Annotated in this window: 23 protein-coding genes; 11 read left to right on the top strand and 12 right to left on the bottom strand. The window is 60.4% G+C overall.

Annotation, left to right across the window (positions count from 1 at the left end; all coding sequences use genetic code 11):
* Positions 1 to 4: 4 nt before the first annotated feature.
* A complete protein-coding gene (locus WNY37_RS07855; protein WP_342972912.1) occupies positions 5 to 352 on the bottom strand; it encodes a hypothetical protein in 348 nt (115 codons plus the stop codon).
* Between the two features lie 346 nt (positions 353 to 698).
* Here WNY37_RS07855 and nadA point away from each other — a divergent pair, with 346 nt between their 5' ends.
* The 6 genes from nadA to WNY37_RS07825 all read left to right on the top strand — a co-directional run bounded on the left by nadA (position 699) and on the right by WNY37_RS07825 (position 6,106).
* Positions 699 to 1,847, top strand: a complete 1,149-nt coding sequence (gene nadA, locus WNY37_RS07850; protein ID WP_342972911.1) for a quinolinate synthase NadA — start codon at positions 699 to 701, stop codon at positions 1,845 to 1,847.
* Between the two features lie 80 nt (positions 1,848 to 1,927).
* Entirely contained in the window at positions 1,928 to 2,383 is a 456-nt protein-coding gene (locus tag WNY37_RS07845; protein WP_342972910.1) for a hypothetical protein, read from the top strand.
* Positions 2,380 to 2,826: a hypothetical protein gene (locus WNY37_RS07840; RefSeq protein WP_342972909.1), complete on the top strand. Its 447-nt coding sequence runs from the start codon at positions 2,380 to 2,382 to the stop codon at positions 2,824 to 2,826. The genes WNY37_RS07845 and WNY37_RS07840 overlap by 4 nt, the downstream gene beginning before the upstream one ends.
* Positions 2,827 to 2,844: 18 nt before the next feature.
* Positions 2,845 to 4,392 carry an L-aspartate oxidase gene (locus WNY37_RS07835; RefSeq protein ID WP_342972908.1) on the top strand — a complete coding sequence of 516 codons (1,548 nt, stop codon included), beginning with the start codon at positions 2,845 to 2,847 and terminating at the stop codon, positions 4,390 to 4,392.
* The gene (nadC, locus tag WNY37_RS07830; RefSeq protein WP_342972907.1) at positions 4,389 to 5,240 is read left to right on the top strand and encodes a carboxylating nicotinate-nucleotide diphosphorylase; all 852 of its coding nucleotides are present in this window, start codon (positions 4,389 to 4,391) and stop codon (positions 5,238 to 5,240) included. The genes WNY37_RS07835 and nadC overlap by 4 nt, the downstream gene beginning before the upstream one ends.
* Positions 5,241 to 5,296: 56 nt before the next feature.
* A complete protein-coding gene (locus WNY37_RS07825) occupies positions 5,297 to 6,106 on the top strand; it encodes an SDR family oxidoreductase (RefSeq protein WP_342972906.1) in 810 nt (269 codons plus the stop codon).
* A gap of 13 nt (positions 6,107 to 6,119) precedes the next feature.
* Here WNY37_RS07825 and WNY37_RS07820 read toward each other — a convergent pair whose 3' ends face one another.
* From WNY37_RS07820 to WNY37_RS07785, 8 genes are all read right to left on the bottom strand, one after another.
* Positions 6,120 to 6,779: an O-methyltransferase gene (locus tag WNY37_RS07820; protein ID WP_342972905.1), complete on the bottom strand. Its 660-nt coding sequence runs from the start codon at positions 6,777 to 6,779 to the stop codon at positions 6,120 to 6,122.
* A gap of 12 nt (positions 6,780 to 6,791) precedes the next feature.
* Positions 6,792 to 7,787 carry a cell wall hydrolase gene (locus WNY37_RS07815; RefSeq protein WP_342972904.1) on the bottom strand — a complete coding sequence of 332 codons (996 nt, stop codon included), beginning with the start codon at positions 7,785 to 7,787 and terminating at the stop codon, positions 6,792 to 6,794.
* A 365-nt stretch (positions 7,788 to 8,152) separates the two neighbouring features.
* A complete protein-coding gene (ppdK, locus tag WNY37_RS07810) occupies positions 8,153 to 10,846 on the bottom strand; it encodes a pyruvate, phosphate dikinase (RefSeq protein ID WP_342972903.1) in 2,694 nt (897 codons plus the stop codon).
* Positions 10,839 to 11,246, bottom strand: coding sequence for a hypothetical protein (locus tag WNY37_RS07805; protein WP_342972902.1), 408 nt, complete (start codon positions 11,244 to 11,246; stop codon positions 10,839 to 10,841). The genes ppdK and WNY37_RS07805 overlap by 8 nt, the downstream gene beginning before the upstream one ends.
* 18 nt (positions 11,247 to 11,264) lie before the next feature.
* Entirely contained in the window at positions 11,265 to 13,598 is a 2,334-nt protein-coding gene (gene glyS, locus WNY37_RS07800) for a glycine--tRNA ligase subunit beta (RefSeq protein WP_342972901.1), read from the bottom strand.
* A gap of 48 nt (positions 13,599 to 13,646) precedes the next feature.
* Positions 13,647 to 14,180: a hypothetical protein gene (locus WNY37_RS07795; RefSeq protein WP_342972900.1), complete on the bottom strand. Its 534-nt coding sequence runs from the start codon at positions 14,178 to 14,180 to the stop codon at positions 13,647 to 13,649.
* Positions 14,173 to 14,649: a hypothetical protein gene (locus WNY37_RS07790; RefSeq protein WP_342972899.1), complete on the bottom strand. Its 477-nt coding sequence runs from the start codon at positions 14,647 to 14,649 to the stop codon at positions 14,173 to 14,175. Before WNY37_RS07790 ends, WNY37_RS07795 begins: the two co-directional genes overlap by 8 nt.
* Positions 14,649 to 15,548: a glycine--tRNA ligase subunit alpha gene (locus tag WNY37_RS07785; RefSeq protein WP_342972898.1), complete on the bottom strand. Its 900-nt coding sequence runs from the start codon at positions 15,546 to 15,548 to the stop codon at positions 14,649 to 14,651. The genes WNY37_RS07790 and WNY37_RS07785 overlap by 1 nt, the downstream gene beginning before the upstream one ends.
* Before the next feature lie 129 nt (positions 15,549 to 15,677).
* Between WNY37_RS07785 and WNY37_RS07780 the strand changes: the two genes are divergently transcribed.
* Positions 15,678 to 16,988, top strand: a complete 1,311-nt coding sequence (locus tag WNY37_RS07780; RefSeq protein WP_342972897.1) for a hypothetical protein — start codon at positions 15,678 to 15,680, stop codon at positions 16,986 to 16,988.
* Positions 16,989 to 17,000: 12 nt separating this feature from the next.
* Here WNY37_RS07780 and WNY37_RS07775 read toward each other — a convergent pair whose 3' ends face one another.
* From WNY37_RS07775 to WNY37_RS07765, 3 genes are all read right to left on the bottom strand, one after another.
* A complete protein-coding gene (locus tag WNY37_RS07775) occupies positions 17,001 to 17,144 on the bottom strand; it encodes a hypothetical protein (protein ID WP_342972896.1) in 144 nt (47 codons plus the stop codon).
* A gap of 185 nt (positions 17,145 to 17,329) precedes the next feature.
* Positions 17,330 to 18,073, bottom strand: a complete 744-nt coding sequence (locus WNY37_RS07770) for a methyltransferase domain-containing protein (protein ID WP_342972895.1) — start codon at positions 18,071 to 18,073, stop codon at positions 17,330 to 17,332.
* A complete protein-coding gene (locus WNY37_RS07765; RefSeq protein WP_342972894.1) occupies positions 18,066 to 18,275 on the bottom strand; it encodes a DUF2007 domain-containing protein in 210 nt (69 codons plus the stop codon). Before WNY37_RS07765 ends, WNY37_RS07770 begins: the two co-directional genes overlap by 8 nt.
* 102 nt (positions 18,276 to 18,377) lie before the next feature.
* Here WNY37_RS07765 and WNY37_RS07760 point away from each other — a divergent pair, with 102 nt between their 5' ends.
* The 4 genes from WNY37_RS07760 to WNY37_RS07745 all read left to right on the top strand — a co-directional run bounded on the left by WNY37_RS07760 (position 18,378) and on the right by WNY37_RS07745 (position 24,157).
* On the top strand, positions 18,378 to 19,391 hold the full coding sequence (locus tag WNY37_RS07760) for a polyprenyl synthetase family protein (RefSeq protein WP_342972893.1): 1,014 nt from the start codon (positions 18,378 to 18,380) through the stop codon (positions 19,389 to 19,391).
* A gap of 130 nt (positions 19,392 to 19,521) precedes the next feature.
* Positions 19,522 to 21,471: a tetratricopeptide repeat protein gene (locus WNY37_RS07755; RefSeq protein WP_342972892.1), complete on the top strand. Its 1,950-nt coding sequence runs from the start codon at positions 19,522 to 19,524 to the stop codon at positions 21,469 to 21,471.
* Positions 21,472 to 21,611: 140 nt separating this feature from the next.
* Positions 21,612 to 23,294: a tetratricopeptide repeat protein gene (locus WNY37_RS07750; RefSeq protein WP_342972891.1), complete on the top strand. Its 1,683-nt coding sequence runs from the start codon at positions 21,612 to 21,614 to the stop codon at positions 23,292 to 23,294.
* Positions 23,294 to 24,157 (top strand): 4-(cytidine 5'-diphospho)-2-C-methyl-D-erythritol kinase, encoded by an 864-nt coding sequence (locus WNY37_RS07745; RefSeq protein ID WP_342972890.1) that lies wholly within the window; start codon positions 23,294 to 23,296, stop codon positions 24,155 to 24,157. The genes WNY37_RS07750 and WNY37_RS07745 overlap by 1 nt, the downstream gene beginning before the upstream one ends.
* Positions 24,158 to 24,159 lie beyond the last annotated feature (2 nt).

The raw sequence follows: 24,159 nt of genomic DNA, 5'->3' as shown, positions 1-24,159 counted from the left end.
TCCATTACGCCGCGAGGCGCAAGCTTTCGGGCTGAGCACCGGTAAAAGCCGGGAAGACCGGGCTCAGCCCTGCTTCGAGGTCGCTCATCAGGGCGCGACGGACCTCGAAATCAGTTTCATCGTGAACAAAGATGGCCGACGCACCGTAGCGCTGCGCGTCGAGCTCTGCCCAGAAGGGCTGAACGTCATGCATGCGACCCGTCATCTCGACCATGCGAATGATCCGCCAGCCATAGGTGTCACGGGCGGCAAACAGAGCGAGTCCGGGCCGCCGCGCCCACGCGCTGTCAGATGCCATTCTGGAAAATGCGACCGGGCGCCCAGAGCGTCCGCAAAAATTGACCCGTTCCATGTTGTTCTCCTTCCGTTCCTGCTCATCTATTCCCCTTTTGTTCCGGCGCGCAACAAAATTTTGGTAAACAGAATCTTAATTTCGAAACAAGGCTCTGACTCTTATGGGAATCTTTTTTGTCGACCGGCCCCGACACGGCGGAACAGAACGCGATCGTGCAGCGATTTATTTTGAGACAGGCCTCTTGCAAACCTCAGAGTCGCGGATTACACAGCCTTTTGCTCACCCCGCCTATAAGGGGTGGCGAAGGCTGGATTTCTCTCTCTTCCACTCGGAAGGTCTTGAAATCTGGCATTCGTATACCTAACTAATGCTCATATTGAGCAAAAGCGTGGAGGGCCCCATTATGGCCAGATTGATTGATTCCGGACCGAGCTGTCCGACCCCGACGCCGCTTCGCGCTGCAAACGCTGCTGAAGCCCGCGGTCTGGAGTATAATGATGCCGTGAAGGCTGAAACCGAAGCGCTTTACCCGCTCGTGTCCGACTTCATTACGCCGATGGAGTGGCCAGCCGTCGCGCCGCTCGTGGCTGAGATCAACCGTCTCAAGAAAGAGAAGAATGCGGTTATCCTGGCGCACAATTACATGACACCCGATATCTTCCGCCTCGTCGGCGATTTTCGCGGTGACAGCCTCCAGCTCGCCCGTGAAGCAGCCGAAACCGAGGCTGATATCATCGTGCAAGCCGGCGTCCACTTCATGGCCGAGACCTCGAAGATTCTCGCGCCTGAGAAAACCGTACTCATCCCGAGCCTTGAGGCCGGGTGCTCGCTCGCAGCCTCGATTACGGGCGCCGATGTCCGCCTGATCAAGGAAAAATATCCTGACTATCCGGTCGTTACCTATGTGAACACGACAGCCGACGTGAAGGCCGAGTGCCACATCACCTGCACCAGTTCGAATGCCGCGCAGGTGGTCGAGGCTGTGGCGAAGGAATGGAACAGCGACACCGTCATCCTGGTGCCGGACCAGTATCTTGCCAAGAACGTCGCCGCTCAGACCGACATCCGCATCATCACCTGGCCGGGCGCTTGCGAGGTGCATGAGCTGTTCAGCGCCGATGATGTCAACCAGCTGCGTGACGCCCATCCCGGCGTGGTCATCCTGGCCCACCCCGAATGCCCGCCAGATGTCCTGGAAGCAGCCGACTTTGCCGGCTCAACCTCGGCCCTCGCCAACTATGTGAAGGATGAGAGCCCGAACAAGGTCGTTCTGCTGACCGAGTGTTCGATGAGCGACAATGTCGCCTCTGAGAATCCGGGCGTGAACTTCATCCGCCCATGTAATCTCTGCCCGCACATGAAGCGCATTACCCTTGAGAATATTCTCGACTGTCTCAACACGATGGAGCACAAAGTCGAGATTGAAGAAGACGTGCGCGTGAAGGCGAAACAGGCGATCGATGCGATGCTGGCCCTTCCGAAAACGGACAAACCGCTCGCCTTCGAAACGGGGCTGAAGCCGATGGAGATCGAGGTCTTTTCCGCCGCCTGATGCCTTGAAGTCGCCGCTTTGGCGCGGTTTGCTGACGATCAGCGATCCCGCCTCAGCTCTTTCCTCCCGGAGGTCTGCCCATGCGCTCTATCCTGATGACCTGCCTCGTTGTGGCGCTGGCCATGTCTACTCCCGTGGCAAGCGCGACGGAAAACCGGGATCCGAGCGACATTCTTGGTAATTGGACCTTCCACACCAAACCCTATCGCGAAGGCCAGTGCCTGATGAGCGGCACGGCCCGGCTGACGCCAAACCCCGAGGAAGGCGTCTACGATTGTGAGCTGACGGCGGTTGAAGTCTGCTCCCTGTGGGGACGCTCCGTCGTTCTGCAGCAATGCTCGGCCAGGCGCTTTGGCAACCAGGTTTCGATCCGCTCGGAAATCGACCAGTTTCTCGAATCCAAGATGGAAGGCCTGATCTACGTGCCGGATAATTTCGCGCTGACCATTCAGAGCGCGGAACGCATGTATGGCTCACTTGTGTCAGCGGCGACCGCTCCGGTCGAGTTCATTCGCTCAGAAGAGGGCATTTCGTGAAGCGTTCTGCTGCTACTCTCGCCGCTATACTCTGCCTGACTGTCGGCCCAGCGCACGCTGACGATCTCGATGCCACGCCAAATATTGCCGGCCTCTGGACATTTGAAGCAGAAGTGCACCCGATCTGCAGCTTTTCCGGACAGGCGCGCCTGATGCCCGGCGATACGCCGGACACTTACGGGTGTGAGCTGACCGCCCGTCAGGATTGCCCGTCGGTCGACGTGCTATACACGGTTGAACAAAGCTGCACCGCGACGGTTGAGGATGACGTGCTGAGCGTTCAATCGACGATCGTGAATTTCCTTGAAGGTGAGCCGAGCGAAGCTTACCTGCCTGACCACTTCCAGCTCGTCATCAAGGACGCCTCGACCATGGACGGCATATTGATTGGCAGCGGCGCGTACCCTGCCATCTGGCGGCGCGCGGAAGGCGCGATTTCCTGATCGGCTATGGGGGCTGAGATGAACCATTCTACGCGCATAGAAGCGAGCGAACCCGGCCACGGCGAGGACATCCTCATCGTGGGCGCCGGTCTCGCTGGCCTGTTCCTCGCGCTGCGGCTGGCGCCTCGCAAATGCACGGTTATCGCCCCTGCCCCGCTCGGCGAAGCGGCCTCTTCCGCATGGGCGCAAGGCGGCCTCGCCGCCGCTCTCGACCCGATGGATACAGCCGCCTCACACGCCGCCGATACAGTTGCCGCTGGCGCCGGTCTGGTTGACCCGATCATCGCGCGCCTGATTGCCGAAGAAGGCCCGGCCCGCGTGCTCGACCTGATCGAAATGGGCGTCCCCTTTGACCGTACCGATGAAGGCGCGCTGGCGCTTTCACTGGAGGCGGCGCACTCGGTCCCGCGTGTCGCCCGCGTCGCCGGTGATCTGGCCGGCAAGGCCATCATGGGCGCACTCACCGCAGCCGTGCAGGCGGCCGATCATATCACACTCAAATGGCCGTTCCGGGCTGTCGGCCTGCTGCAGGACGATAATGGACGCATCGCGGGCGCTGTCGTTCGCGACCGCAAGGGCAATCTGTCGCCGCTCACTGCCCGGGAGACCGTTTTCTGTACGGGCGGGTCTGGCGGCCTGTTCAGGGTCACGACCAATCCGCCCCAGTCACGCGGCGACGCGCTCGCCATGGCCTGGTCGGCGGGCGCTCTGATTGCCGACCCTGAATTCGTCCAATTCCACCCGACCGCCATGGATGTCGGCCTCGACCCGGCCCCGCTTGCCACCGAGGCCCTGCGCGGCGAAGGGGCGATCCTGCTCGACCGCAAAGGCGAGCCCTTCATGCACCGCTATCACAAGGATGCCGAACTCGCGCCGCGTGATGAAGTGGCCCGTGCGATCCATTCTGAACGAACGGCCGGACGGGGCGCCTTCCTCGATGCGACCGAAGCTGTCGGCCAGGACTTCCCGGCCCACTTCCCGACCGTCTTTGCCGCCTGCATGGCGGCGGGGATCGATCCGCGCGTCAAACCCATCCCGGTCGCGCCCGCCGCGCACTATCATATGGGCGGCGTCGTGGCGGACATGTGGGGACGCTCGACACTGGATGGGTTTTCGGTTTGCGGCGAATGCGCGTCGACCGGCGCCCATGGCGCGAACCGGCTCGCCTCCAACTCGCTTCTCGAAGCCGTAGTGTTTGCATCGCGCATCGCAGACCGCCTGCGCGAGGCCGACCTCAACCAACCGGCCAAGTCTGCGGGCGACGTGCCCGATGACCTGCCTGCCGATGCGCTTCAGACCCTTCGCCTCGGCATGGCAGAGAAATGCGGCGTTGTGCGCGACGCGGTTGGGCTTGCCAGCCTGCTGGAGCAGATTGACACCCTCGCTGTCCAGCACGGCGATGCGCGCGCGCTGTCAGCATCCCGCCTGATGGCCGCGTCCGCGCTCAGCCGCGAGGAAAGCCGCGGCGGTCACTATCGCTCAGACTTCCCTGAAACCATGGACACGGCGCTGCGCACATTTGCGCGGCTGCCAGCCGAACCCGCCAAAGCAGAAGCCACCACATGATAGCACCTCCACCGCTTCCGGATCTCGTTCTCGACCCGATCGTCCGTCTCGCCCTGTCTGAAGATCTCGGCCGCGCCGGAGACCTGACGACCGATGCGACGATCGAGCCCGGCACGATGATCGACGCCAAGATCGCCGCGAGAAAACCGGGCCGTCTCGCAGGGATGGATGCGGCAGCCTATGCACTGAAACTGGTCGATCCCGGTGTCACGCTCGATCAGGTGATGCAGGACGGCGACGCGCTTTCGCCCGGCGATACGATTGCGACCCTTTCAGGCGCCGCCCGGTCCATCCTGATCGCTGAGCGGACGATGCTCAATTTCCTGGGCCGCCTGTCGGGCATCGCGACTCTGACGGCGACCTTCGTTGAAAAAGTGGCCCATACGGACGCCACCATCGTCTGCACGCGCAAGACGACGCCGGGCCACCGCGCCGTGGAAAAGCGCGCTGTGCGTTGCGGCGGAGGGACTTCGCACAGGTACGGACTCGATGACGCCATCCTGATCAAGGACAATCACATCGCCGCCTGCGGATCGGTCACCGAAGCGCTGAAACGGGCGCATGCCTATGCGGGTCATTTGCGCATGATCGAGATCGAGGTCGACACGCTGAAACAGCTCGAAGAAGCCCTGCCCCTCAAGCCTCATGCTGTCCTGCTTGATAATATGGACAATGACACGCTACGCCGTGCGGTCGCCATGATTGACGGGGCCTGCAAGGCCGAAGCGTCCGGCGGCGTCAATCTCGATACGGTGGCCGCAATTGCCGAGACCGGGGTCGATTATATTTCCGTTGGCGCGCTAACTCACTCTGCGTCAAACCTTGACGTCGGTCTCGACCTGCCCTGATCCTGTTCGCGTGATCGCCGACTATAAGAAACGGCGGCAAACAGGAGGAGAAGGATATGGGCGAGTGTATCGGCCGAAAAAGCATTTTCATCACGGGCGCGGCCTCCGGCATCGGCGCAGCAACCGCGAAACTGTTCGCTGACCGAAGCTGGTTTGTGGGCCTCTACGACATTGACGAAGCCGGCCTGAAATCAGTCGCAGCAGAGATCGGCGAGGAGAATTGCATCTGGGACAAACTCGATGTGCGCAACCGGGATGACTGGAAGCGCTGCATGGACGCGTTTGGTGAAGCAACCGATGGCCGCCTGAACGTGCTGTTCAACAATGCGGGGATCGGCCGGCATGGCTGGTTCGAGGATATTTCCGGCGACGACAATGACGCCATCATCGATATCAATGTGAAGGGCGTCATCAATGGCGTACAGGCCGGGCTGCCCCTGCTGCGCCAGACGCCGGGCGCGCGTATCGTGAATACCGCGTCGACAGCAGGTGTGTTCGGCGCGCCAAAACTCGCCGTCTATGTCGCTTCGAAATTTGCGGTACGCGGCCTGACAGAAGCCCTCGACATCGAGTTCTCCAATATCGGCATTCGCGTCACGACGCTGATGCCATGGTTCATCGACACGCCGATCCTCGACATGGGCACCAAGGAAGGCGCCAATGTAAAGATGAGCGACCAGCTGAGGGAGTCCGGCTCGGAGGTCTACCCGGTCGAGCTTGCCGCAGAGCGCGCCTGGGACGCCGCCCATGGCAAGGACGTCCACTACATGGCCGGCAAGATGGCCGAACGAACCCGCTTTGCAGCGCGCTTCATGCCCAAGCGCCTAAAGAAACAGCTGGAGAAGACGCTCGGCCCGCGAGAATAGCCAGACGGATCAGTCAGTCTTTCACGCGAGCAACGGCGAGCCCGTCATGCCCCTTGATGCCGACCTGCTGGAGCACGATCGCTTCCAATTCGGGATGACTAGCGAGCGCCTGGTTGAAGGCGGCTGCGCCAATCGCATTCGCATCGACGGAGGATGGCTTCAGCACCGCGCCCTCCCGCACGACATTGTCGGCCACGATCAGGCCGCCCGGTCGCGTCAGGCGAACCGCCTGTTTGAGATAGGCCGGATAGCCGTCCTTGTTGGCGTCGAGAAAGACCATGTCGAAACTCGGCTCGAGGCCGCTCATCACATCAAGCGCCTTGCCTTCAACCACTTCACAGCGGGCCGAAAGGCCGGCATCTTCCAGGGTCTCGCGCGCAACTTTCACATGCGCAGGCTCTAGCTCAACAGTGGTGATCCTGCCGTCTTCGGGGAGCGCCCGCCCGAGCCAGACGGTCGAGTAGCCGCCCAGCGTGCCAATTTCGAGAACACGTTTGGCGCCAATCATCTTGGCCAGCAGGTAGATGAGTTTGCCTTGTCCGGGCGACACCTGGATTTCAGGAAGACCGGCTGCGGTCGAACGCTCAATGGCGCGCTCCAGCACCGGATCATCTTCCACAAACAGGCTGTTGATATAAGTGTCGACCGCCTCAAACAGACTTTCTTCACTCATAAATTATTGACCTTACGGCGCTGGGCTGAGAACGCTGAGCGACTTGGCATTCAGGTCTGCGGTGTCGTCCTCATTCGTGATGGTCACGAGTGTCGAGCTTGCACCGGCATCGCCTGAAGCTTCGCGGTCAAAGCGGGCCTGTTGGGCGGCGCGGGCACTTGCCCACTCGGCCCCGCGCGGGAACCGGTAGAAGATGTGCGTGCCGATCTTCGACGTCTTGATGAGGCCGGAATTCCAGACAGGGTTCACATAGGTCGCGTGATAGTGCGTCGCCCCATGGGTGCGTTGCTCATCCAGTCCGAGATAGATGTGCGCAGCGATCGCTTTCGCCGCCTCCCACTTCGAACCGCGCGGTTTGCGGGCCAGTGCACCGTCGCAGGTGAAGGTGAACTGACAACCCGTGGTGCGGGTTGCGCCCTGGTAGACAACATCGCAAGCCGTGTTCGGATAGCGATGATCCTGGACGCGGTTCATGATCACTTCGGCAACCGCCAGCTGACCGGATGTGGTTTCGCTGCGAGCCTCATAATATACCGCTTCGGCCAGACATTTCATCTGGCGGCTCATATCTTCCGCCTTGTCGAGGTGAATGGGATCAAAGCTCTTCATGCCGGCCAGAACCGCAGAGTCACGCTCAAGACCACCATAGCGGCTGAGCGCCTCGTCCGGATTGCGCTCGAGCGAGAACTCGACATTGCGCAGCCATTCGTGGCGCATGAGTTCCGGCGCTTCTGGATCGGACCGAACGGCCTCACCGGCATCCTGCGCGGCAGCGAAGCGTTCAGTCTGAGCACGGTACTCAGCTTCTGCCTGCTTTTGCGTGTTGATCGAGGCAATCATTGGAAGCGCGACAATCAGGCCTGCAGCCAGCGTCGAGACCAGAGCCGAGCGCATGACATAGGTGCGCTGTTCGGCGTTGGTCTTGTCCATCCACCAACGGCTGACTTTGCCGCGGAGTGACGTGTCCGCGAAAATACGCGGGCTTTGTTTTGCCGTTCTGAGTGACATCACCTGTCCCCTCTAGTTACCGGTTTGAGCCATCCAAGCAGTTATCAGGCCAAACTGGCCCCCCCGCTAATTCCCTGATGTCTCCGGCTTCTCGTTTGGACTAAATATTAAACTCGAGCGGCACATAGCAATCAAATCGCCGATTTGCAGACTTACATTTCTGTAGGCTTTGGAACCCATTATGGGACACGGCCGTTTAGGCCGAGCTACGGAAATGCAAAAAATTGTAACGATTCAACTGCTCAAAGGGGCAGATGAACAGCCATTCAATTTCGCCACCGAAACAGAGTGTTGCTGAAATACAACGGTTTTACGGGGTCTGAATCACGCTCCAGCCCCGCTAAATCACCGAAATTGACCCCTCATCAGTCCTCGTTTTGCTGCAATGCAGCATGTGCGGCCGCGAGTCGGGCAATGGGCACACGGTACGGCGAACACGAGACATAATCGAGTCCCAGATGGTGACAGAAGATGACAGATGCCGGGTCACCACCATGCTCGCCGCAGATACCAAGCTTGATATCCGGACGGGTTTTGCGGCCCCGTTCAGCAGCAATTTTGACGAGTTCGCCAACGCCATCCTGATCCAGCGTCACGAACGGGTCTTTCTCGTAGATGCCCTGCTCTTCATAGGCCTTGAGGAAGCGCGCCGCGTCATCACGGGAGATGCCGAGCGTCGTTTGTGTCAGATCATTCGTCCCGAAAGAGAAGAAGGCTGCAGACTCAGCGATAAAGCCAGCCTGTAGCGCGGCACGCGGTAGCTCGATCATGGTGCCGACAAGATATTCCAGCGTCGTGCCCGTCTCTTCGAACACCGCTTTTGCCGTCGCGTCGATGCGCGCCTTCAGGATATCGATTTCCTTCTTGGTCGCGGCCAGCGGGATCATCACTTCCGGTACCGGGCTGTAGCCGGTTTCCTTGGCAATCTGCACAGCCGCCTCAAAGATGGCGCGCGCCTGCATCTCGTAGATTTCCGGATAGGTGATACCAAGGCGGCAGCCCCGGTGACCCAGCATCGGATTGCTCTCGTGCAGATCATCAGCCTGACGTTTCAGAACCGCCACATCTACGCCCGCTGAAGCGGCAACTTCGGCCATCTCGTCTTCCGAGTGAGGCAGGAATTCGTGAAGCGGCGGGTCAAGCAGGCGGATCGTGCAAGGACGATCTTCCATGATGCGGAAAATCTCCGCGAAGTCTTCGCGCTGCATCGGCAGCAGCTTGGACAGCGCGGCCTCGCGGCCCTTCTTGTCGCCAGCCAGGATCATGGAGCGAACCACAGGGATCCGCTCGGCGTCGAAGAACATATGCTCTGTGCGGCAAAGGCCAATGCCTTCCGCGCCGAACTGCTTAGCGGTTTCGACGTCGTGCGGGGTTTCGGCGTTGGTGCGCACTTTCAGTTTACGCGCGCGGTCAGCCCACTCCATGAGCTTGCCGAAATCACCGGACAGATCCGGCTTCACCATCTCGATGGCGCCGAGGAGAACCTCGCCTTCTGCGCCGTCAATCGTGACGACGTCGCCTTTCTTGAACTCGCGGCCGCCGGAGCGGAAAGTGCCATTGGCCGGGTCGATCTGGAGACCACCAGCGCCGCAGACACAGGGACGACCCATGCCGCGCGCGACAACAGCGGCGTGAGAGGTCATACCCCCGCGAGACGTCACGATGGCACGGGCGGCATGCATGCCGTGAATATCTTCCGGGCTCGTCTCGACGCGCATGAGAATGACGTCTTCGCCCTTCTCGGCGAGCGCCGCAGCCTCATCGGAATCGAACACCACCTTGCCGACAGCGGCGCCCGGGCTGGCCGGCAGGCCTTTGACGATGACGTCGCGTTTTGCGTCCGGTGCAATGGTTGGATGGAGCAGCTGGTCGAGCTGGTTCGGCATCAGGCGGAGGACAGCCTCCTCCTCATTGATGAGCCCTTCCTGCGCCATGTCGACGGCAATCTTCAGAGCTGCAGCGGCGGTGCGCTTACCGTTCCGCGTCTGCAGCATGTAGAGCTTGTTGTCTTCGACCGTGAACTCGATGTCCTGCATGTCGCGATAGTGGCTTTCGAGCTTTTCAGCGACCGCCACCAGTTCTTCGTAAACCGCAGGCATCGCGTCTTCGAGCGGCAGCTCTTCCGACGACAGCGCCTCAGCGCGAGAGCGGGAAATCGGGGCCGGCGTGCGGATACCGGCCACAACGTCTTCGCCCTGCGCATTCACGAGGAATTCGCCATAGAAGACTTTCTCACCGGTCGACGGGTCACGCGTGAAGGCAACGCCGGTCGCCGAGGTGTCGCCCATATTGCCGAACACCATGGACTGGACGTTGACCGCCGTGCCCCAGGCCGCAGGGATGTCATTCAGCTTGCGATAGAGGATGGCGCGGTCATTCATCCATGAGCCGAAAACGGCGCCGATCGCGCCCCAAAGCTGTTCGCGCGGATCATCCGGGAACGGCTTGCCGAGCTGTTTCTTCACGGCGGCCTTGTACTGGCTGATGATCTCTTTCCAGTCATCGGCCGTCATCTCGGTGTCGAGGCTATAGTCCTGACGCTCTTTATAGTCGTCGAGGATATGTTCGAACGTGTCATGCTTCAGGCCGAGCACGACATTGCAATACATCTGGATGAAGCGGCGATAGGAATCATAGGCAAAGCGCTCACCGGCTTTCTTGGCGAGCCCTTTCACCGTCACTTCCGACAGGCCGAGGTTCAGAACCGTATCCATCATGCCCGGCATCGAGGCGCGCGCGCCTGAGCGCACGGACACCAGAAGCGGATTGTCCGCATCGCCAAACACTTTGCCGGTCTCGGCTTCAACGGCCTTCAGCGCGGTATCGACCTGCGCTTCCAGACCGTCGGGATATTTTTCGCCAAGATCATAATAGGCGGTGCAGACTGCCGTTGTGAGCGTGAAGCCCGGAGGAACCGGAAGGCCGAGGCGCGCCATCTCTGCGAGGTTCGCGCCCTTGCCGCCAAGCAGGTTCTTCATCGTGGTGTCGCCATCAGCTGTGCCACCACCGAAGGAATACACCCATTGATCCTTGGTCATCGTGTCAGCACTGTCAGCCATGATTTGCATTCTCCAGACTTAATTCTTTGGTGGCGAGGCTTTGGGCCAATCGCGCAGCGTCGTGTGTAAGGCGATAGCGTCCGGGTTCAAAGGACACCAGAAGTTTCAGATGCGGCAAACGGACCCCCAACTCAGTTTGGTCGTCCAGGCTTGCAGGTTTCACGCCAAATTTTTCCGCGATTTCAGGATCAAGCTGGCGTCCCCGGACAGCCTTCAGTCTGAAGTCTGCTGCGCCAAAACGCCGGTGCAGGTCGAGCACGAAAGCGCGGTCGAGGTCTGACACCTCAGACGGCGTCGGCCCGTTCGCTTCAAAAATGTCCCGTGCCTGCTTGGAAGGCATTTTGACAAGGCTCCACATCCATAAGGCCAGAAGGCCGATCAGGAGCGGAAGAATCAACATGGATACGCCCCCGGAAGATTATGCCGCCAGTTTGGAAAAATCGGCGACGCGATGCAAAGCGTCACGAATGGAATTCAGAATCAAGAGGCGGTTTTGCCTCAATTCTGGTTTCTCGGCATTAACCTGGATCTCTTCGAAGAACGCATCGACGGGCGCGCGGAGTTTGGCCAGCGCCGCCATCGCCTTCTCGAAATCCTCGGCCTCCAGAGCATCATCCGCCTCTGCGGTGGAGGCATCGATGGCCGCGTAGAGCGCCTTCTCCTCATCCTGCTCAAACAGGGATTTGTCCGGCGCGCCGGAGAATTCCGTGCCGTCCTTCTTCTCCTCGGCCTTGAGGATGTTCACCGCGCGCTTGTAGCCCGCCTGAAGGTTCGCGCCATCTTCGGTCTCAAGGAAGGCACCGAGCGCCTCGACCCGCTTCACGATCAGCACGAGATCGTCCTCTCCGAGCTCGAAGACCGCGTCGATGAGATCGTAGCGCGCGCCCGCATCGCGGAGGTATTGTTTCAGGCGGTCGGCGAAGAAGGCGAGGAGGTCGTCAATCGCCTTCCAATAGGTAAAGTATCTCGCGTTTTTGGTGCGTTCTTTAATGTAACTAATAAGTGCGCCCGGATTGCGGGTAGGTTTTTTGAGCTCGGGTTCAGTTATTACATCGGAAGCGGCAAAAAGTGCCATGTCGGGCGTAACAAACTTCGAAAATCGATCCTGTACCAAATAGCCGACGTTCAGCAGACTTAGTCTGATATCATTCTCCAGAATGATCCTCACGGCACCCAGCGCGGCGCGGCGGAGCGCGAACGGGTCTTTCGAGCCAGTCGGTTTCTCGTCGATGGCCCAGAAGCCGACCAGCGTGTCGAGCTTGTCGGCGAGCGCCACGGCGATGCTGACGGGTTCGGTCGGCACCTCGTCTGATGGGCCTTGCGGCTTGTAATGCATGGCGATGGCATCGGCGATCTTGCGGACGTCAGCGTCTTCGAGGCCGCTAAGCAGCCCCCCTCCGCCTGCCGGCACCTCCCCCGCGGGCGGGGGAGGCGTGCTTGCGGCCTGGTCCTCTCTTCCCCCGCTGGCGGGGGAAGTGGCCGCGGAGCGGTCGAAGGGGGCAAGGCCCTGCTCCAGCGCATAGTAGCGGCCCATCACGCCCTGCAATTCGGGAAACTCAAAGACCATTTCGGACACAAGGTCCGCTTTCGCCAATCTGGCCGCCTTTTCTGCAAGGTCCGGGTCAGCGCCGACTTTCGGGGCGAGCTCACGGGCGAGCGCTGCCACGCGGTCGACTTTGTCGGCGATGGAGCCCAGCTCCTTCTTGAAGTCGATGGCCTTGAGCTTCTTCGCCATCTCCTCAAGCGGGGTTTTGCGGTCATTGTCCCAGAAGAAGCGCGCATCATCGAGGCGGGCCGAGAGCACTTTGCGATTGCCCGCCGCGATGGCCTTGCCGCCATCTTTCGCTTCAACGTTGGCGACCACGACGAAGTTCGGCGCGAGCTTGCCGGTCTTCGGGTCGCGCACGGCGAAATATTTCTGGTGGGTGCGCATGGAGAGCTGCACGACTTCGCCCGGCAGGTCGAGGAAGGCCGGGTCCATATCGCCGAGAATGACCACCGGCCACTCGGCGAGGCCGGTCACTTCTTCCAGCAGGCCCTTGTCCTCGACGAGTTCGAGACCCGCCTCGGCGCACACCTTGTGGGCCTGTTCTTCAATCAGCAGGCGGCGGTCTTCGCGTGACAGGACAACAGAGCCTTCCTGCTGCAGCTTGGTGCGGTATTCGTCCAGCGACGAGACAGTGAATGGCCCGCGCCCCTGGACGCGGTGTCCTTCTGTCTCGTTTCCGGACGTCAGACCGTCAATCTCAAACTCGACCGTCTTGCCGTTGAAAACGCAGACAATTCTCTGCAGAGGGCGCACCCAGCGAAGTTCGCCCCGGCCCCAGCGCATCGACTTTGGCCAGTGAAAGCCGCGCACAATTTCCGGCACGAGGTCTGCAATGATGTCTTCGAGCGGGCGGCCCGGGATTTCGCGCACGGCGACGTAAAAATCGCCCTTTTTCGGGTCGCTCCGCACCTCGGCTTCATCGACCGAAGAGAGCCCTGCCCCGCGCAGGAAGCCCTGGACGGCCTGGTCCGGCGCGCCGACTTTCGGGCCCTTCTTCTCTTCGCTGACATCGGCCGATTTTTCCGGCAGCCCGTCAATCGCTACGGCGAGCCGGCGCGGCCCGGACAGCGCCGTGACCTCGCCATACTCGACGCCGGCATCGGTCAGCCCCTTGGTCAGCGCATCGCGAAGATCGCGCTCGGCCTTGGCCTGCATGCGTGCCGGAATCTCTTCCGAAAAGAGTTCGAGGAGAAGTTCAGCCATGAAGTGGTGATGGTCCCGTGTTTCGTGTCAGCGTGATGCCGCAGGCGGTCAGACGCCGCAACTGCCTTTTACGCCCATTTTCTCAGTTTCGACCGGCTCGATGATGGCCATCGTGCCTTCGTAATCGGTGTGCTCGACCCCGCCATCGACGGGTTTCAGCTGCAATTCGACGAGGATGCCGCGCTCCTCAGAGCGGTAGCGCCAGGTCTCTATGCCGTCTGCGTCCTCGGTCCTCATCTCTTCGCTGAAGGTGAGCACCTCATCATTGATCTTGATCCGCGCCGGCGGTTCATCGCCCTCCGCTTCGCTGAGAAAGACAAAGCGCCAGGTCGCCGGGTCGTCATAGACGAATTCGTGAGCAGCCTGCATGAGCGTGCAATAGGCAAGCGTATCGGGCTCGTGGATGACGCCGATCCCGAGCGCCTGCGGGTCTGTTGCGGCGACATCTTCAGCCGGGGGAGTCGGGTCGTCCACGCTGGTATTGTATTGCGGCTCAGGCTCTGTCGGTGCGTCCGGCTCATTCGAGCAAGCCGCCGCAGGCCAGAGCACAGCGGCCAGAAAAGCGATGGTCGTTTTATTCATCTGCAGCTCCATCATAGGCGCACGCACCTTCAAACTTCACGGCATCGCCCTCGGCTGGAAAGATGGGTCGCACAGAGCCTGTATAAGATACGCCAGCATCCGTTTCGCCTGCCTCCAGCAGGATCACTTCGAGTTCGACGCTCTCATCATCGTTGACATAGCGGCGCGTCTCGATGCCTGCGCCGAAGCCGGCCTCGACTTCGGTGAGTTTCGTGACGTCGCCGTCGAGCTTGGCATAGCCGTGATAGACGCTATCGCCGAGACTGGTGACGAAGACGTAGTTTCCGTCCGGCGTGCTGCCTTCTGCCGAAAAGGCGCAGAATGGTTCGTCGACAGGCATGGCCATGTCGGCGGCGATGACAGGGGCCGGTTCGGCGGTCTCGCCTGCGCCAGTGGCGGTTTCATCACTGCCGCCACCGCTGCAGGATGCCGCTGCTAGCAACAACGCAAATGCCAGTGAGCGCATCATCAGGCCGCCCGCTCCTCTTCCTGCTTCGCCCAAAGCTCGGCGGCGCCGCGCGCGAGGTCGCGGACGCGGCCGATAAAGGCCTGACGCTCGGTCGGCGAAATCGCGCCGCGCGCATCGATCAGGTTGAAGACGTGGGACGCCTTCAGCGCATAGTCATAGGCCGGCAGCGGCTTGCCAGCCTCGCGCAGGGCCTTGGACTGTTTCTCGCAGCCGGTGAACCAGGTCTGCAGCATCTCCACATCGGCCAGCTCAAAATTGAAAGCCGATTGCTCGCGCTCATTCTGCAGGAAGACATCGCCATAGGAGAGCGGCACGGCGGAGGCCGGGTCGTTGAATGGCAGGTCATAGACATTGTCGACGCCGAAGACATACATGGCGAGGCGCTCAAGGCCGTAGGTCAGCTCGCCGGAAACCGGGAAGACGTCGAGCCCGCCAACCTGCTGGAAATAGGTATATTGGGACACTTCCATGCCGTCGCACCAGACTTCCCAGCCAAGCCCCCAGGCGCCAACGGTCGGGTTCTCCCAGTCATCCTCCACAAAGCGGATATCATGGACCATCGGGTCGATGCCGATCTCGTAGAGGGAATTGAGATAAAGATCCTGCAGGTTGGCCGGGTTCGGCTTCAGGATGACCTGATACTGATAATAATGGCCGAGCCGGTTGGGATTCTCGCCATAGCGGCCATCGGCCGGGCGGCGCGATGGCTGCACATAAGCGGCGCGCCAGTCCTTTGGCCCGAGCGCGCGCAGGACTGTGGCCGGATGCAGCGTGCCGGCGCCAACTTCCATGTCATAAGGCTGCAGGATCGCGCAGCCCTGCGCGGCCCAATAGGCCTGCAGGCGCAGGATCAGATCCTGAAAGGAAGCGGGTTTTTCACGGGCGGTCGGGGCTGACATGGCAAGCCTTGAATCGAGAGCTGAAGTCCAGCGCAACCGCCTACCGCCAGACGGGCCTTTTCGCAACTGTGGGGATGTGAGAGCGAATTTTCTGGCGAGCTTAGAGCGGCGTTAATCCAGAGTTGATTTATGGGCGGCAGCAATCCACAGCCGGGCTCCATAGTGCACGACTCCATCCTTCTATCAGCAGTCCTGGCCTGCAGCCTTGCTGCGTGTTCGCCGGCGAGCCCGTCAACTTCCGCCATGCAGGAGGAAGGAACGTTCAAGCGACCGCCCTCCTTCTTCTACCGCATGAAGGCCGACTTCATCCTCAAGAAAACAGGCGAACCGATCAGCTTTGATTATGTGGTGGGATGTGGCGGCGTTGTGTTCGGTAATGCAGGTACGACCGATACCGTGTTCTACGAACACCACCCCATGACCATGTTCAAGCCGGTGGGCGACGGCCATGTCATCGGCCTCGTGACAATCGATATGTGCGAAGATTGGAAGTGGCAGCCGATCAAGTTTGGCGAGCGGAAGGGCGAAAGCCGCATTCCCGACAATCTAAGACCCCTCGCCATCTGGTTTGAGGATATCAATGATCTGAGCTTTGGCTGGGGATACAAGACCGATGACGCTTATGAGAGTCCGCTTGCCAAGATCGAGTTCGTAAAGGCGAGCGTGACGAAGACTGATGAAGCAGCTTGGCGCGAATGGCGGGATTCGGCCGCTAAGACCTTTGAGCAGATTGGAGCGCTCCCAGGTCCGTGGGGATATAGCTACTCTCATGAGGCGCCTGAAATTCAGCGACGAGTTGCAAGCCGTGGCGAAGGCTTTGGCATCGCATCCGGTGATTGTCTTGCTGAAAGCCGCATTGCCGTGCCTGACGATGTTATCAATAGTGCTCTAGACGAAGTTGGCGCGCCATCCGATCGCTATTATGTATCTCTTGAAAATCAAGGGGACCTTGTTCGAGATATTTCTCAACAGTTAGAGCAGGTCTACGGTCAGAAGCCCTTATCAGCATATCTTAATTCGGACTTCTGGTTCTATGGAACTCTTAGACGCGCTGGTGGAGGGCATATATCTCCATATGACCCATCGGTACGGTCTAATGGGCTAGCCTATCGCGATATCTTCCCTTTGCTCGTGCGTTCGAAGGAAATGAACGCCGATGCGATCCCCGCTGATACTTATCGCCGGAGAATTGATACATCTGAGGGACGCAAGGGCTTCAGTGCGTGCATTTCCGCACTGCACCCTATGGACACGCTGCACTCAATCCATCCCGTTCTTGACGCAGCGCAAATAGACATTCCAATCGACGTGTCGGCGAAATCGAAAAGCCATGTTTTTTTCGTGGGAGATGACCTCATTGGAAGCGATCCAAGATGGGCTGGTCAGAGTCCGCTAATCATATTTGACCGCGAAGGTAACCTGTATTTGCCCGAGCGCTGAACCCCGTAGCGCTTAATCTATCGAATGCTCGTGGTCCGCGCTATCAACCCGTTTCTTGCGGAAGACGGCGGCGTAGAATTTTGGGTGTGAGAGCGCGCCCATGGCGAGGCCAAGGACGGCGCCGGTGATCATCAGCATGGTGAAAAAGTCCTGCATGGAGCTACCCTACACTCTTTCTCCCACCTTTGTCGCGATAGATGAGGGCTAAAGTCAGGTTTGCGAGTAGCCTTCACGCTGCGCCACGGCCTTATGGTTCGACGTCGCTCACCATGGCGGCCTCATGAGGCGTCTGAATTCGTCGACATGGTGAGCGACGTCGAGCCATGCGAGCGAAGACAACCTCAACCCCAGTCCAGCCCTGCATCGGAGCGCGCAATCTGCTCCATCAGCGCCGTGCGCTCACCGCCTTTTGAGGTGTAGATATCGATGCCGTTCAGCAGGCGCATCTCGCCAGAGCGAAGGCCCTTCCGCGCCCGCACGATCACGCGCTTGGCGTCTGCGCCGGGATGAGAGCGCACGGGCATCACCTCGATCTGTCCGGTCCGCCGCTCAATCAGGGCAAGGATGCGGGCAAGCTCGGACGCCCGGTGGATCATCACGAAGCGTCCGCGCGGCTTGAGGCTGTGCAGCATGCCCCAGATCCAGTCTTTCAGGGAAACGCTTTCCAGATAGGCTTCGTGCTTGCGCTCACCGGGCTGAACGATTGAGCCGGAGCGGAAGAAAGGCGGGTTGGAGAAGACGAGGTCGAAGCGGTTTTCCCAGTCATGCGGGATATCGCCGACATTCTGGCGCTGAACCTCGACGCGGGCACCAAGATCATTCTCTTCAATGCTTCGCCGGGCAAGGTCCAGCATGAGAGGATCATGCTCCAGCCCTGTAAAACTTACGTTTTTAAGCCGCCAGGCCGCCGGAAAGAGCGCGCCACCAGCGCCGCAGCCGAACTCTGCCGCTTCGCCTGTCATGGATGGATCGAGCGCAGCAGACAGCAGCACGCTGTCCGTGCCAGCGCGAAAGCCCTTTTTCGGCTGCAGGACGGTGACCAGCCCCCCCAGAAAAGCATCGCGTGTGAACGCGTCGTCAGCCATCCTGATCGAGATCTTTCAGCTCACGCCGGGCGCGGTCTGCATCATTTTCGTGCACGACGACACGGATCGGCACCATCGGGCCGCGACCGTCAATATAAGCGGTATGCTCATCCAGGACGTAGACTTCGATTCCCGCCTCCGCCATCAGATGACGAATATAGCTTAACTTGACGGGATCATTGGTGCGAAACACTTCTTCCATAGACGACCTTGTTTTATATGCGGCTCTGTACCGCAGAGGTGGACCTTCGCCCGACTGTTATCCATATGGAATTGTCAGAATGACAGGAATAGGAAATCCCTCGTGAGCATATCGGCAACAGCACGTGACCTTGGAAAGAACGCGACCGTCGTCGATCGGCTCCAATCCCTGCTCGCTGACGATCTCGACGCCGTCGAAAAATTGCTGAAGGCCCGCGCGGCCAGCCCGGTCGATATCATCCCTGACCTGTCAGACTATATCGTATCAGCCGGCGGCAAGCGTTTGCGTCCGATCATCACGCTGGCGGCGGCCGAGGCGGTCGGCAAGGCGAAACACTCCACGCATGCGCTCGCCGCGGCGGTCGAGTTCATTCATACGGCGACACTGCTTCACGATGATGTTGTCGATGAGAGCGATCTGCGGCGTGGCAAACCGGCGGCAAAATCGGTCTGGGGCAATTCCGCGTCGATCCTGGTCGGCGACTTCCTGTTCGCGCGCGCCTTCACGCTGATGGTGGAAACCGGGTCGCTGGACATTCTCGGCATATTGTCGAACGCGTCCTCCGTGATTGCGGAAGGCGAGGTTCGCCAGCTCGCGGCTCAGGGCAAGCTTGACCTGCCGACCGAAGACTATCTCGCCATCATCGAAGCCAAGACGGCCGCCCTGTTTGAAGCGGCAAGCCGGGCCGGCGCCCTGTCAGGCGGCAGCGAAGAGCATTCCGCCGCCCTCGCCTCCTATGGCAAGAATCTCGGGCTGGTCTTCCAGATCGTTGATGACGTGCTTGATTATGGCGGCACGACCTCTGTCATCGGCAAGGTCGTCGGCGACGATTTCCGCGAAGGCAAAGTCACCCTGCCCGTGATCATCGCACGTCGGCGTGGGAAAACTGAAGACCACGCCTTCTGGGCGCGCGCCCTCAATATCGAGACGCAGGAAGAGGGCGATCTGGCCCGTGCCATCCATCTCATCCGCACCACTGGCGCGGCGGAAGCGACGATTGCTGAAGCTGAAGCCTATGCCGCGCTCGCCAAGTCTGCGCTGTCAGATCTGCCGGATACGCAGTGGAAAACCCTGCTTTGCGACCTAGCTGACTTTTGTGTGAAGCGCGCTTACTGAGCCGTGCATATTTGCGCCAAGTTGATCCATTATTCGTCAGACTGATGCCACACTTGTCGCAGTAGATAGAGTAAGCTGGACACTGCGTCCCCGCGTCGGCACACTCAAAGGCGATCTAGAAGGGCCTCTCATGAAGACGACCGTATCCTCTGCTATCCTTATTGCTGCGCTTCTGGCCACCGGTTGCGCCAACCAGTCGGCCCGCTCGAATTTCACCGAAGCCGAGCAAGCAGAATTCGATGCGCGAAAACAGGAAGTGCTCGGCGCGCTCTCGGCCTATAGCGGCGATTATGACGTTTCCGAAGCCGCGATGGCGACGGCTGTGCTCGGCGAGAACGGAAAGCCGGTCGGCCTGCTCGCCTACGAGTCGCCAGTCGACGCCGTCAAAGCCGGTGATATCGCAGCTTTCATCGCTTCGATGCAGACCGATGCCGCGCGAGACGGTGGACCCAGCCCATTTGCTGCGGTCGTTCTGTCGATCGATGCTGCTGCCGCAGGCGATTATGACCGCGCTCTGGACACGGTGAACACGGCGCTGGAAAGCGACGACATGACAATCATGGGCGGCTTTCTGCAGGCCTGGTATCTTGCGCTGGATGGTCAGGGAGATGCAGCGGTGGACGCGCATCGCTCGGTTGGCTCAGCCTTGCCGGGGCTCACAGGAGACCTGTCGCTGGCGGCCATGCTGGAAGTTGTTGGCCGCGAACAGGAAGCGCTCGCCGTCTATTCGTCGATCACGCCGACGGAAATCCGCGCGCCCGAACACGAATTCGACCCTCAGAACCTGTTGTACGGGCATGTGAAGCTGGTGATTGCGCGTCAGGCGATCCTGTTGCGCAAACTTGGCAGGATTGACGAGGCGAAAGACCTCTATGCGCGCCTGGCCGAAGCCGAGCCCGAAGAAGCGGCATCCTTCGCCGCCGCCCTGGAGCAGATCGAAACGGGCCGCGGGATTGACGACGAGTCGCTCACACCAACCGCCGCATTTGCCCGCTCCCTCAGCGACTATTCGCTCGCCCTTTCCTATCAGCGGCTGATCCGCTCGGCCTTCATGGGCGAACGCGTGCGGGGTTTTGATGACACCAAGTCTGCCTTCGACCAGCTTGCCCTGATCAATGATCCGACGAATGAAGACCTTCGCTTGGCCATTGTCGGCGATCTCTATGACGAGACGCTGTTCGCGGCGGCGATCCACCTCGCGCAGGCCGCGCCCGAGCAGACGGCCGGACTGAAGCTAGCACAGGCGCAATCCTATTTGAGGCTCGAACAGCCGGGCAAATCGGAAGACGCGCTGGATGACGCGATCAGGCTGGCTGAAGCCGATGAAGAACTCGGCACGTATTCCAGCGCGATGTTGATCTATGCCCTGCTCGACGACAAGAAAAAGGCCACCGATCTTGCCGAAAAGACGCCGGATCTCGCCCTGACAGATGCCGAGCGGGCCAGCGCTCATGGCACAAGTTCAGCGATTTACGCGCAATTCGGCGAGTTCGATCAGGCCCTCTTCCACGCGAAGGCCGCTCGCAATCTCGACGACACACACGACCGGCGCATGGCGCTTGCCAATGCGCTCGCCGAAGCCGACGAGATCGATGAAGCGCTTCGCCTCATCCGGACCGAGTCGCTGGCTCGGCCCAATGACCCTTATATGCTGAACACGCTCGGCTATTTCCTGGTCGAGCATACAGACCGGTATGCAGAAGCGTTCCGGGTGCTGGCCCGTGCCAATGCACTGGCGCCAGCCGATCCGTATATCAGCGACAGCTTCGGCTGGGTTCGATACAAGCTCGGCGATCTTGAAGGGGCGAAACGCTACATCGAGCAGAGCCGCGAAGAGATCGCGCCGAATTTGCATTGGGAAATCGAGGACCACCTCGGTGACATCTACTGGCACCTTGGCGACAAGGATGCGGCGCGCGCAGCCTGGCAAAACGCTTTGAACGATTATCCGTCAGATACAAAACGCGCGGCGATCCAGGACAAGCTCGATAATGGCCTTGCCGGCCCGCCGCCCGAGAAGCAGCCTCTGCCGAAAGTCTCTCTTGGAGATGAAGGTGAGATCGGCCGCCAGGACATCTAATCTCGGCGTTGCTGTCTGAAAATTAAGAAATGTGCTGGAAGAAATTGCGTTCTGCGTCAGTTTCGCCCATCAACAAGACAGTTATGTATCGGGTCAGTTTCTTAATTTTAGCGTGTGCCAGCCTGGCATCGTGCTCCAGCGTGGACACCTCACGCGCGTCGCTCAACCAGCGGCTGGCGCTCGCGCGTGCCGACGCTGAAACAAATGCCATTGCGGACGATTACAGCCAGTTCCTCGTCGCGCGCTATGCGTCCCTGATCAACGATCCGGACCAGGCCGCTGAGAAGTACGCCCTTGTCGCTCGCTCCAGCCCGAATGACCAGTCGATCATGGAGCGCGCGGTCTTCTCTGCGCTGCTCGCCAACAACTTCCCGCTCGCCGCGTCCATCTCGAGCAAGACCGGCGCCGAAATTCTGCCGGAGACAACCCTGCCGCGCCTGACACTGGCTGCTCAGGCGCTGATCAATGGCCAGGCGGATCGCGTTGCCCCTTTTCTTGAGGGCAGCAATCCGGGCATGTTCAACAGCCTGATCATGACATCGCTTGAAGCGTGGGCGCTGATTGAGCTTGGCCAGCCCGGCGATGCGCAGCTCAAACTGCTGTCGGCATCGCAAGGCGACCCTTATCTCGACACCATCGTGCTGAACCTGCTCGGCCTCATGGAAACGGCCGTGGGAAATGACGACGACGCCGTGAAGACGTTTGCCCGAATTGACGCGAACGGCACGCTCGTCGCCACCGCCGCAGACAGCTATGCCCGATTGCTCGCAAATCGCGGCGAAATGGCCAAAGCCATCGACGTCCTGGACCGGTTCCGCGCGTCGGCGGGGCACAATCCTGCCATCACGCAGCTGATTGAAACGCTGCAATCCGGCAAAACGCCTGATATCCAGCGCTTGAGTGTTCGTCAGGGGGCGGCGCTCTCAATCTATGTGCCGGCAGCCGCACTCGCAGCGCAGTCCCAGAACGACCTGCCCGGCGTCTACTATTCGATTGCATTGCGCCTCGACCCAGACCTTCACGCCGCGCGCGCCCTCTGGGCTGACGCGCTGGACCATGCCGGACGCAGAGACGAATCCATCGACATGCTGGAAACCATTCCGGCAAGCTCGCCCTATTACACATCGGCGCGCGGACAACTGGCCTGGGCACTGCGCCGCGACGAGCAGAACGCCAAGGCCTATGAGCTTGTCACAAAAACGCTCCAGACCAATCCGGGCCGTGACCTCAAGATCCAGATGGCTGACCTGCTTCGCGCGCTCGACCGCTACGGCGAAGCGCTGCAGGTATTCGACGAACTGATCGCGGCCGACAAGCAGGCGAAGAGACCCGACTGGCGTCTCTACTTTGCGCGCGGCGCTATCCATGAAGAAATGGGCTCCTGGCCGCTCGCTGAATCCGACCTCAAGACCGCCAAGGCGCTGAACGGCACCTCCCCGGACGTGCTCAATTATCTCGGCTATAGCTGGGTGGATCGAGGCATCAATCTGGATGAGGGCCTGGAGCTGATCCGTATGGCGCTCGCGCTTCGCCCCGGCAGCGGCGCGATCACAGACAGTCTCGGTTGGGCCTACTACAAGACCGGGCGGTATGAGGAGGCCATCTCCTATCTTGAGCGCGCGGTGGAACTTCAGCCAGGCCTGGCCGAAATCAACGACCATCTGGGCGATGCCTACTGGATGGCTGGCCGCAAACTGGAAGCGCGCTATCAGTGGCAGCGGGCGATCTCTCTGCTCGAAGAGCAAGATCAGATCGACACGCTGCAACGGAAGATACTGACCGGCCCTGCCGAGGACACGCATGAGCAGGCGCAACTTCCCTGATGCTGGCACCTGCGAAGGTCAATCTGTTCCTGCATGTCGACCAGGCGAAAGCAAATGGCCGCCACGATCTTGATTCATTAGTTGTTTTCTCCGGCCCCGAAGCGGCTGACCGGATCGAGGCGCGACGGGCGACCGAGCTTAGTCTCAGCCTGAAAGGTCCGTTTGCCAGCCTTGAGCTGTCATCGCCCGAGAACCTGGTCCTGCGCGCTATTTCCGCCTGCGAGGCCAAAGGCCTGACCGTACCGCCGCAATCGATCACCCTGCACAAGGCGATACCTGTCGCGGCGGGGCTCGGCGGCGGCTCTGCGGATGCCGGTGCAATGCTGAGATTGCTCAAACAGCTCGGGACGCTGACGGATGCGGTCGCCCTCAAGATCGCGCAGGGCCTCGGCGGGGATGTTCCGGCCAGCTTCCGCTCCGAAGCCTGCCTAATGCGCGGGGAAGGCGAACGCCTGGAGATGGTGGCAGACCTGCCGCCCCTTCCCGCACTCCTGGTCAATCCGGGCACACCCTGCCCGACCGGCTCGGTTTTCAACGCCTATGACAAGGCTGGCGGCGGGGATGGTTTCCAGCTGGCAGAGCTGCCGCCTTTCGAGACCGCCGAAGAGGTCGCGCAGTGGTTGGCGCTGCACACACGAAATGATCTTGAATCGCCAGCCATTGATCTGGTGCCGGTGATTGGTGAGGTGCTGGACGAATTGCGCGCCTTGCGGGGATGCCTGCTCGCCCGGATGTCCGGGTCTGGCGCGTCGTGTTTTGTGCTGTTTTCGAGCCCAGCTGATGCAAAATCCGCCGAACGCTCGCTGCAAACACGCAAACCGGACTGGTGGATGAAGGCGACTCTGCTCAATGGCAGGGCGTAATC

Origin of the sequence: Henriciella sp. AS95, assembly GCF_038900055.1 — a bacterium.
Classification (GTDB): Bacteria; Pseudomonadota; Alphaproteobacteria; order Caulobacterales; family Hyphomonadaceae; genus Henriciella.
This window is presented reverse-complemented; position numbering and strand designations above follow the sequence as displayed.

Bases quoted from the DNA above. Each gene is read 5' to 3' on its own strand.
- WNY37_RS07780 (WP_342972897.1), top strand. From the start codon at position 15,678: ATGGGCGGCAGCAATCCACAGCCGGGCTCCATAGTGCACGACTCCATC.
- glyS (WP_342972901.1), bottom strand. From the start codon at position 13,598: ATGGCTGAACTTCTCCTCGAACTCTTTTCGGAAGAGATTCCGGCACGC.
- WNY37_RS07855 (WP_342972912.1), bottom strand. From the start codon at position 352: ATGGAACGGGTCAATTTTTGCGGACGCTCTGGGCGCCCGGTCGCATTT.
- WNY37_RS07805 (WP_342972902.1), bottom strand. From the start codon at position 11,246: ATGTTGATTCTTCCGCTCCTGATCGGCCTTCTGGCCTTATGGATGTGG.
- nadA (WP_342972911.1), top strand. From the start codon at position 699: ATGGCCAGATTGATTGATTCCGGACCGAGCTGTCCGACCCCGACGCCG.
- nadC (WP_342972907.1), top strand. From the start codon at position 4,389: ATGATAGCACCTCCACCGCTTCCGGATCTCGTTCTCGACCCGATCGTC.
- WNY37_RS07790 (WP_342972899.1), bottom strand. From the start codon at position 14,649: ATGATGCGCTCACTGGCATTTGCGTTGTTGCTAGCAGCGGCATCCTGC.
- WNY37_RS07815 (WP_342972904.1), bottom strand. From the start codon at position 7,787: ATGTCACTCAGAACGGCAAAACAAAGCCCGCGTATTTTCGCGGACACG.
- WNY37_RS07770 (WP_342972895.1), bottom strand. From the start codon at position 18,073: ATGGCTGACGACGCGTTCACACGCGATGCTTTTCTGGGGGGGCTGGTC.
- WNY37_RS07820 (WP_342972905.1), bottom strand. From the start codon at position 6,779: ATGAGTGAAGAAAGTCTGTTTGAGGCGGTCGACACTTATATCAACAGC.
- WNY37_RS07835 (WP_342972908.1), top strand. From the start codon at position 2,845: ATGAACCATTCTACGCGCATAGAAGCGAGCGAACCCGGCCACGGCGAG.
- ppdK (WP_342972903.1), bottom strand. From the start codon at position 10,846: ATGGCTGACAGTGCTGACACGATGACCAAGGATCAATGGGTGTATTCC.
- WNY37_RS07825 (WP_342972906.1), top strand. From the start codon at position 5,297: ATGGGCGAGTGTATCGGCCGAAAAAGCATTTTCATCACGGGCGCGGCC.
- WNY37_RS07745 (WP_342972890.1), top strand. From the start codon at position 23,294: ATGCTGGCACCTGCGAAGGTCAATCTGTTCCTGCATGTCGACCAGGCG.
- WNY37_RS07775 (WP_342972896.1), bottom strand. From the start codon at position 17,144: ATGCAGGACTTTTTCACCATGCTGATGATCACCGGCGCCGTCCTTGGC.
- WNY37_RS07785 (WP_342972898.1), bottom strand. From the start codon at position 15,548: ATGTCAGCCCCGACCGCCCGTGAAAAACCCGCTTCCTTTCAGGATCTG.
- WNY37_RS07795 (WP_342972900.1), bottom strand. From the start codon at position 14,180: ATGAATAAAACGACCATCGCTTTTCTGGCCGCTGTGCTCTGGCCTGCG.
- WNY37_RS07765 (WP_342972894.1), bottom strand. From the start codon at position 18,275: ATGGAAGAAGTGTTTCGCACCAATGATCCCGTCAAGTTAAGCTATATT.
- WNY37_RS07845 (WP_342972910.1), top strand. From the start codon at position 1,928: ATGCGCTCTATCCTGATGACCTGCCTCGTTGTGGCGCTGGCCATGTCT.
- WNY37_RS07755 (WP_342972892.1), top strand. From the start codon at position 19,522: ATGAAGACGACCGTATCCTCTGCTATCCTTATTGCTGCGCTTCTGGCC.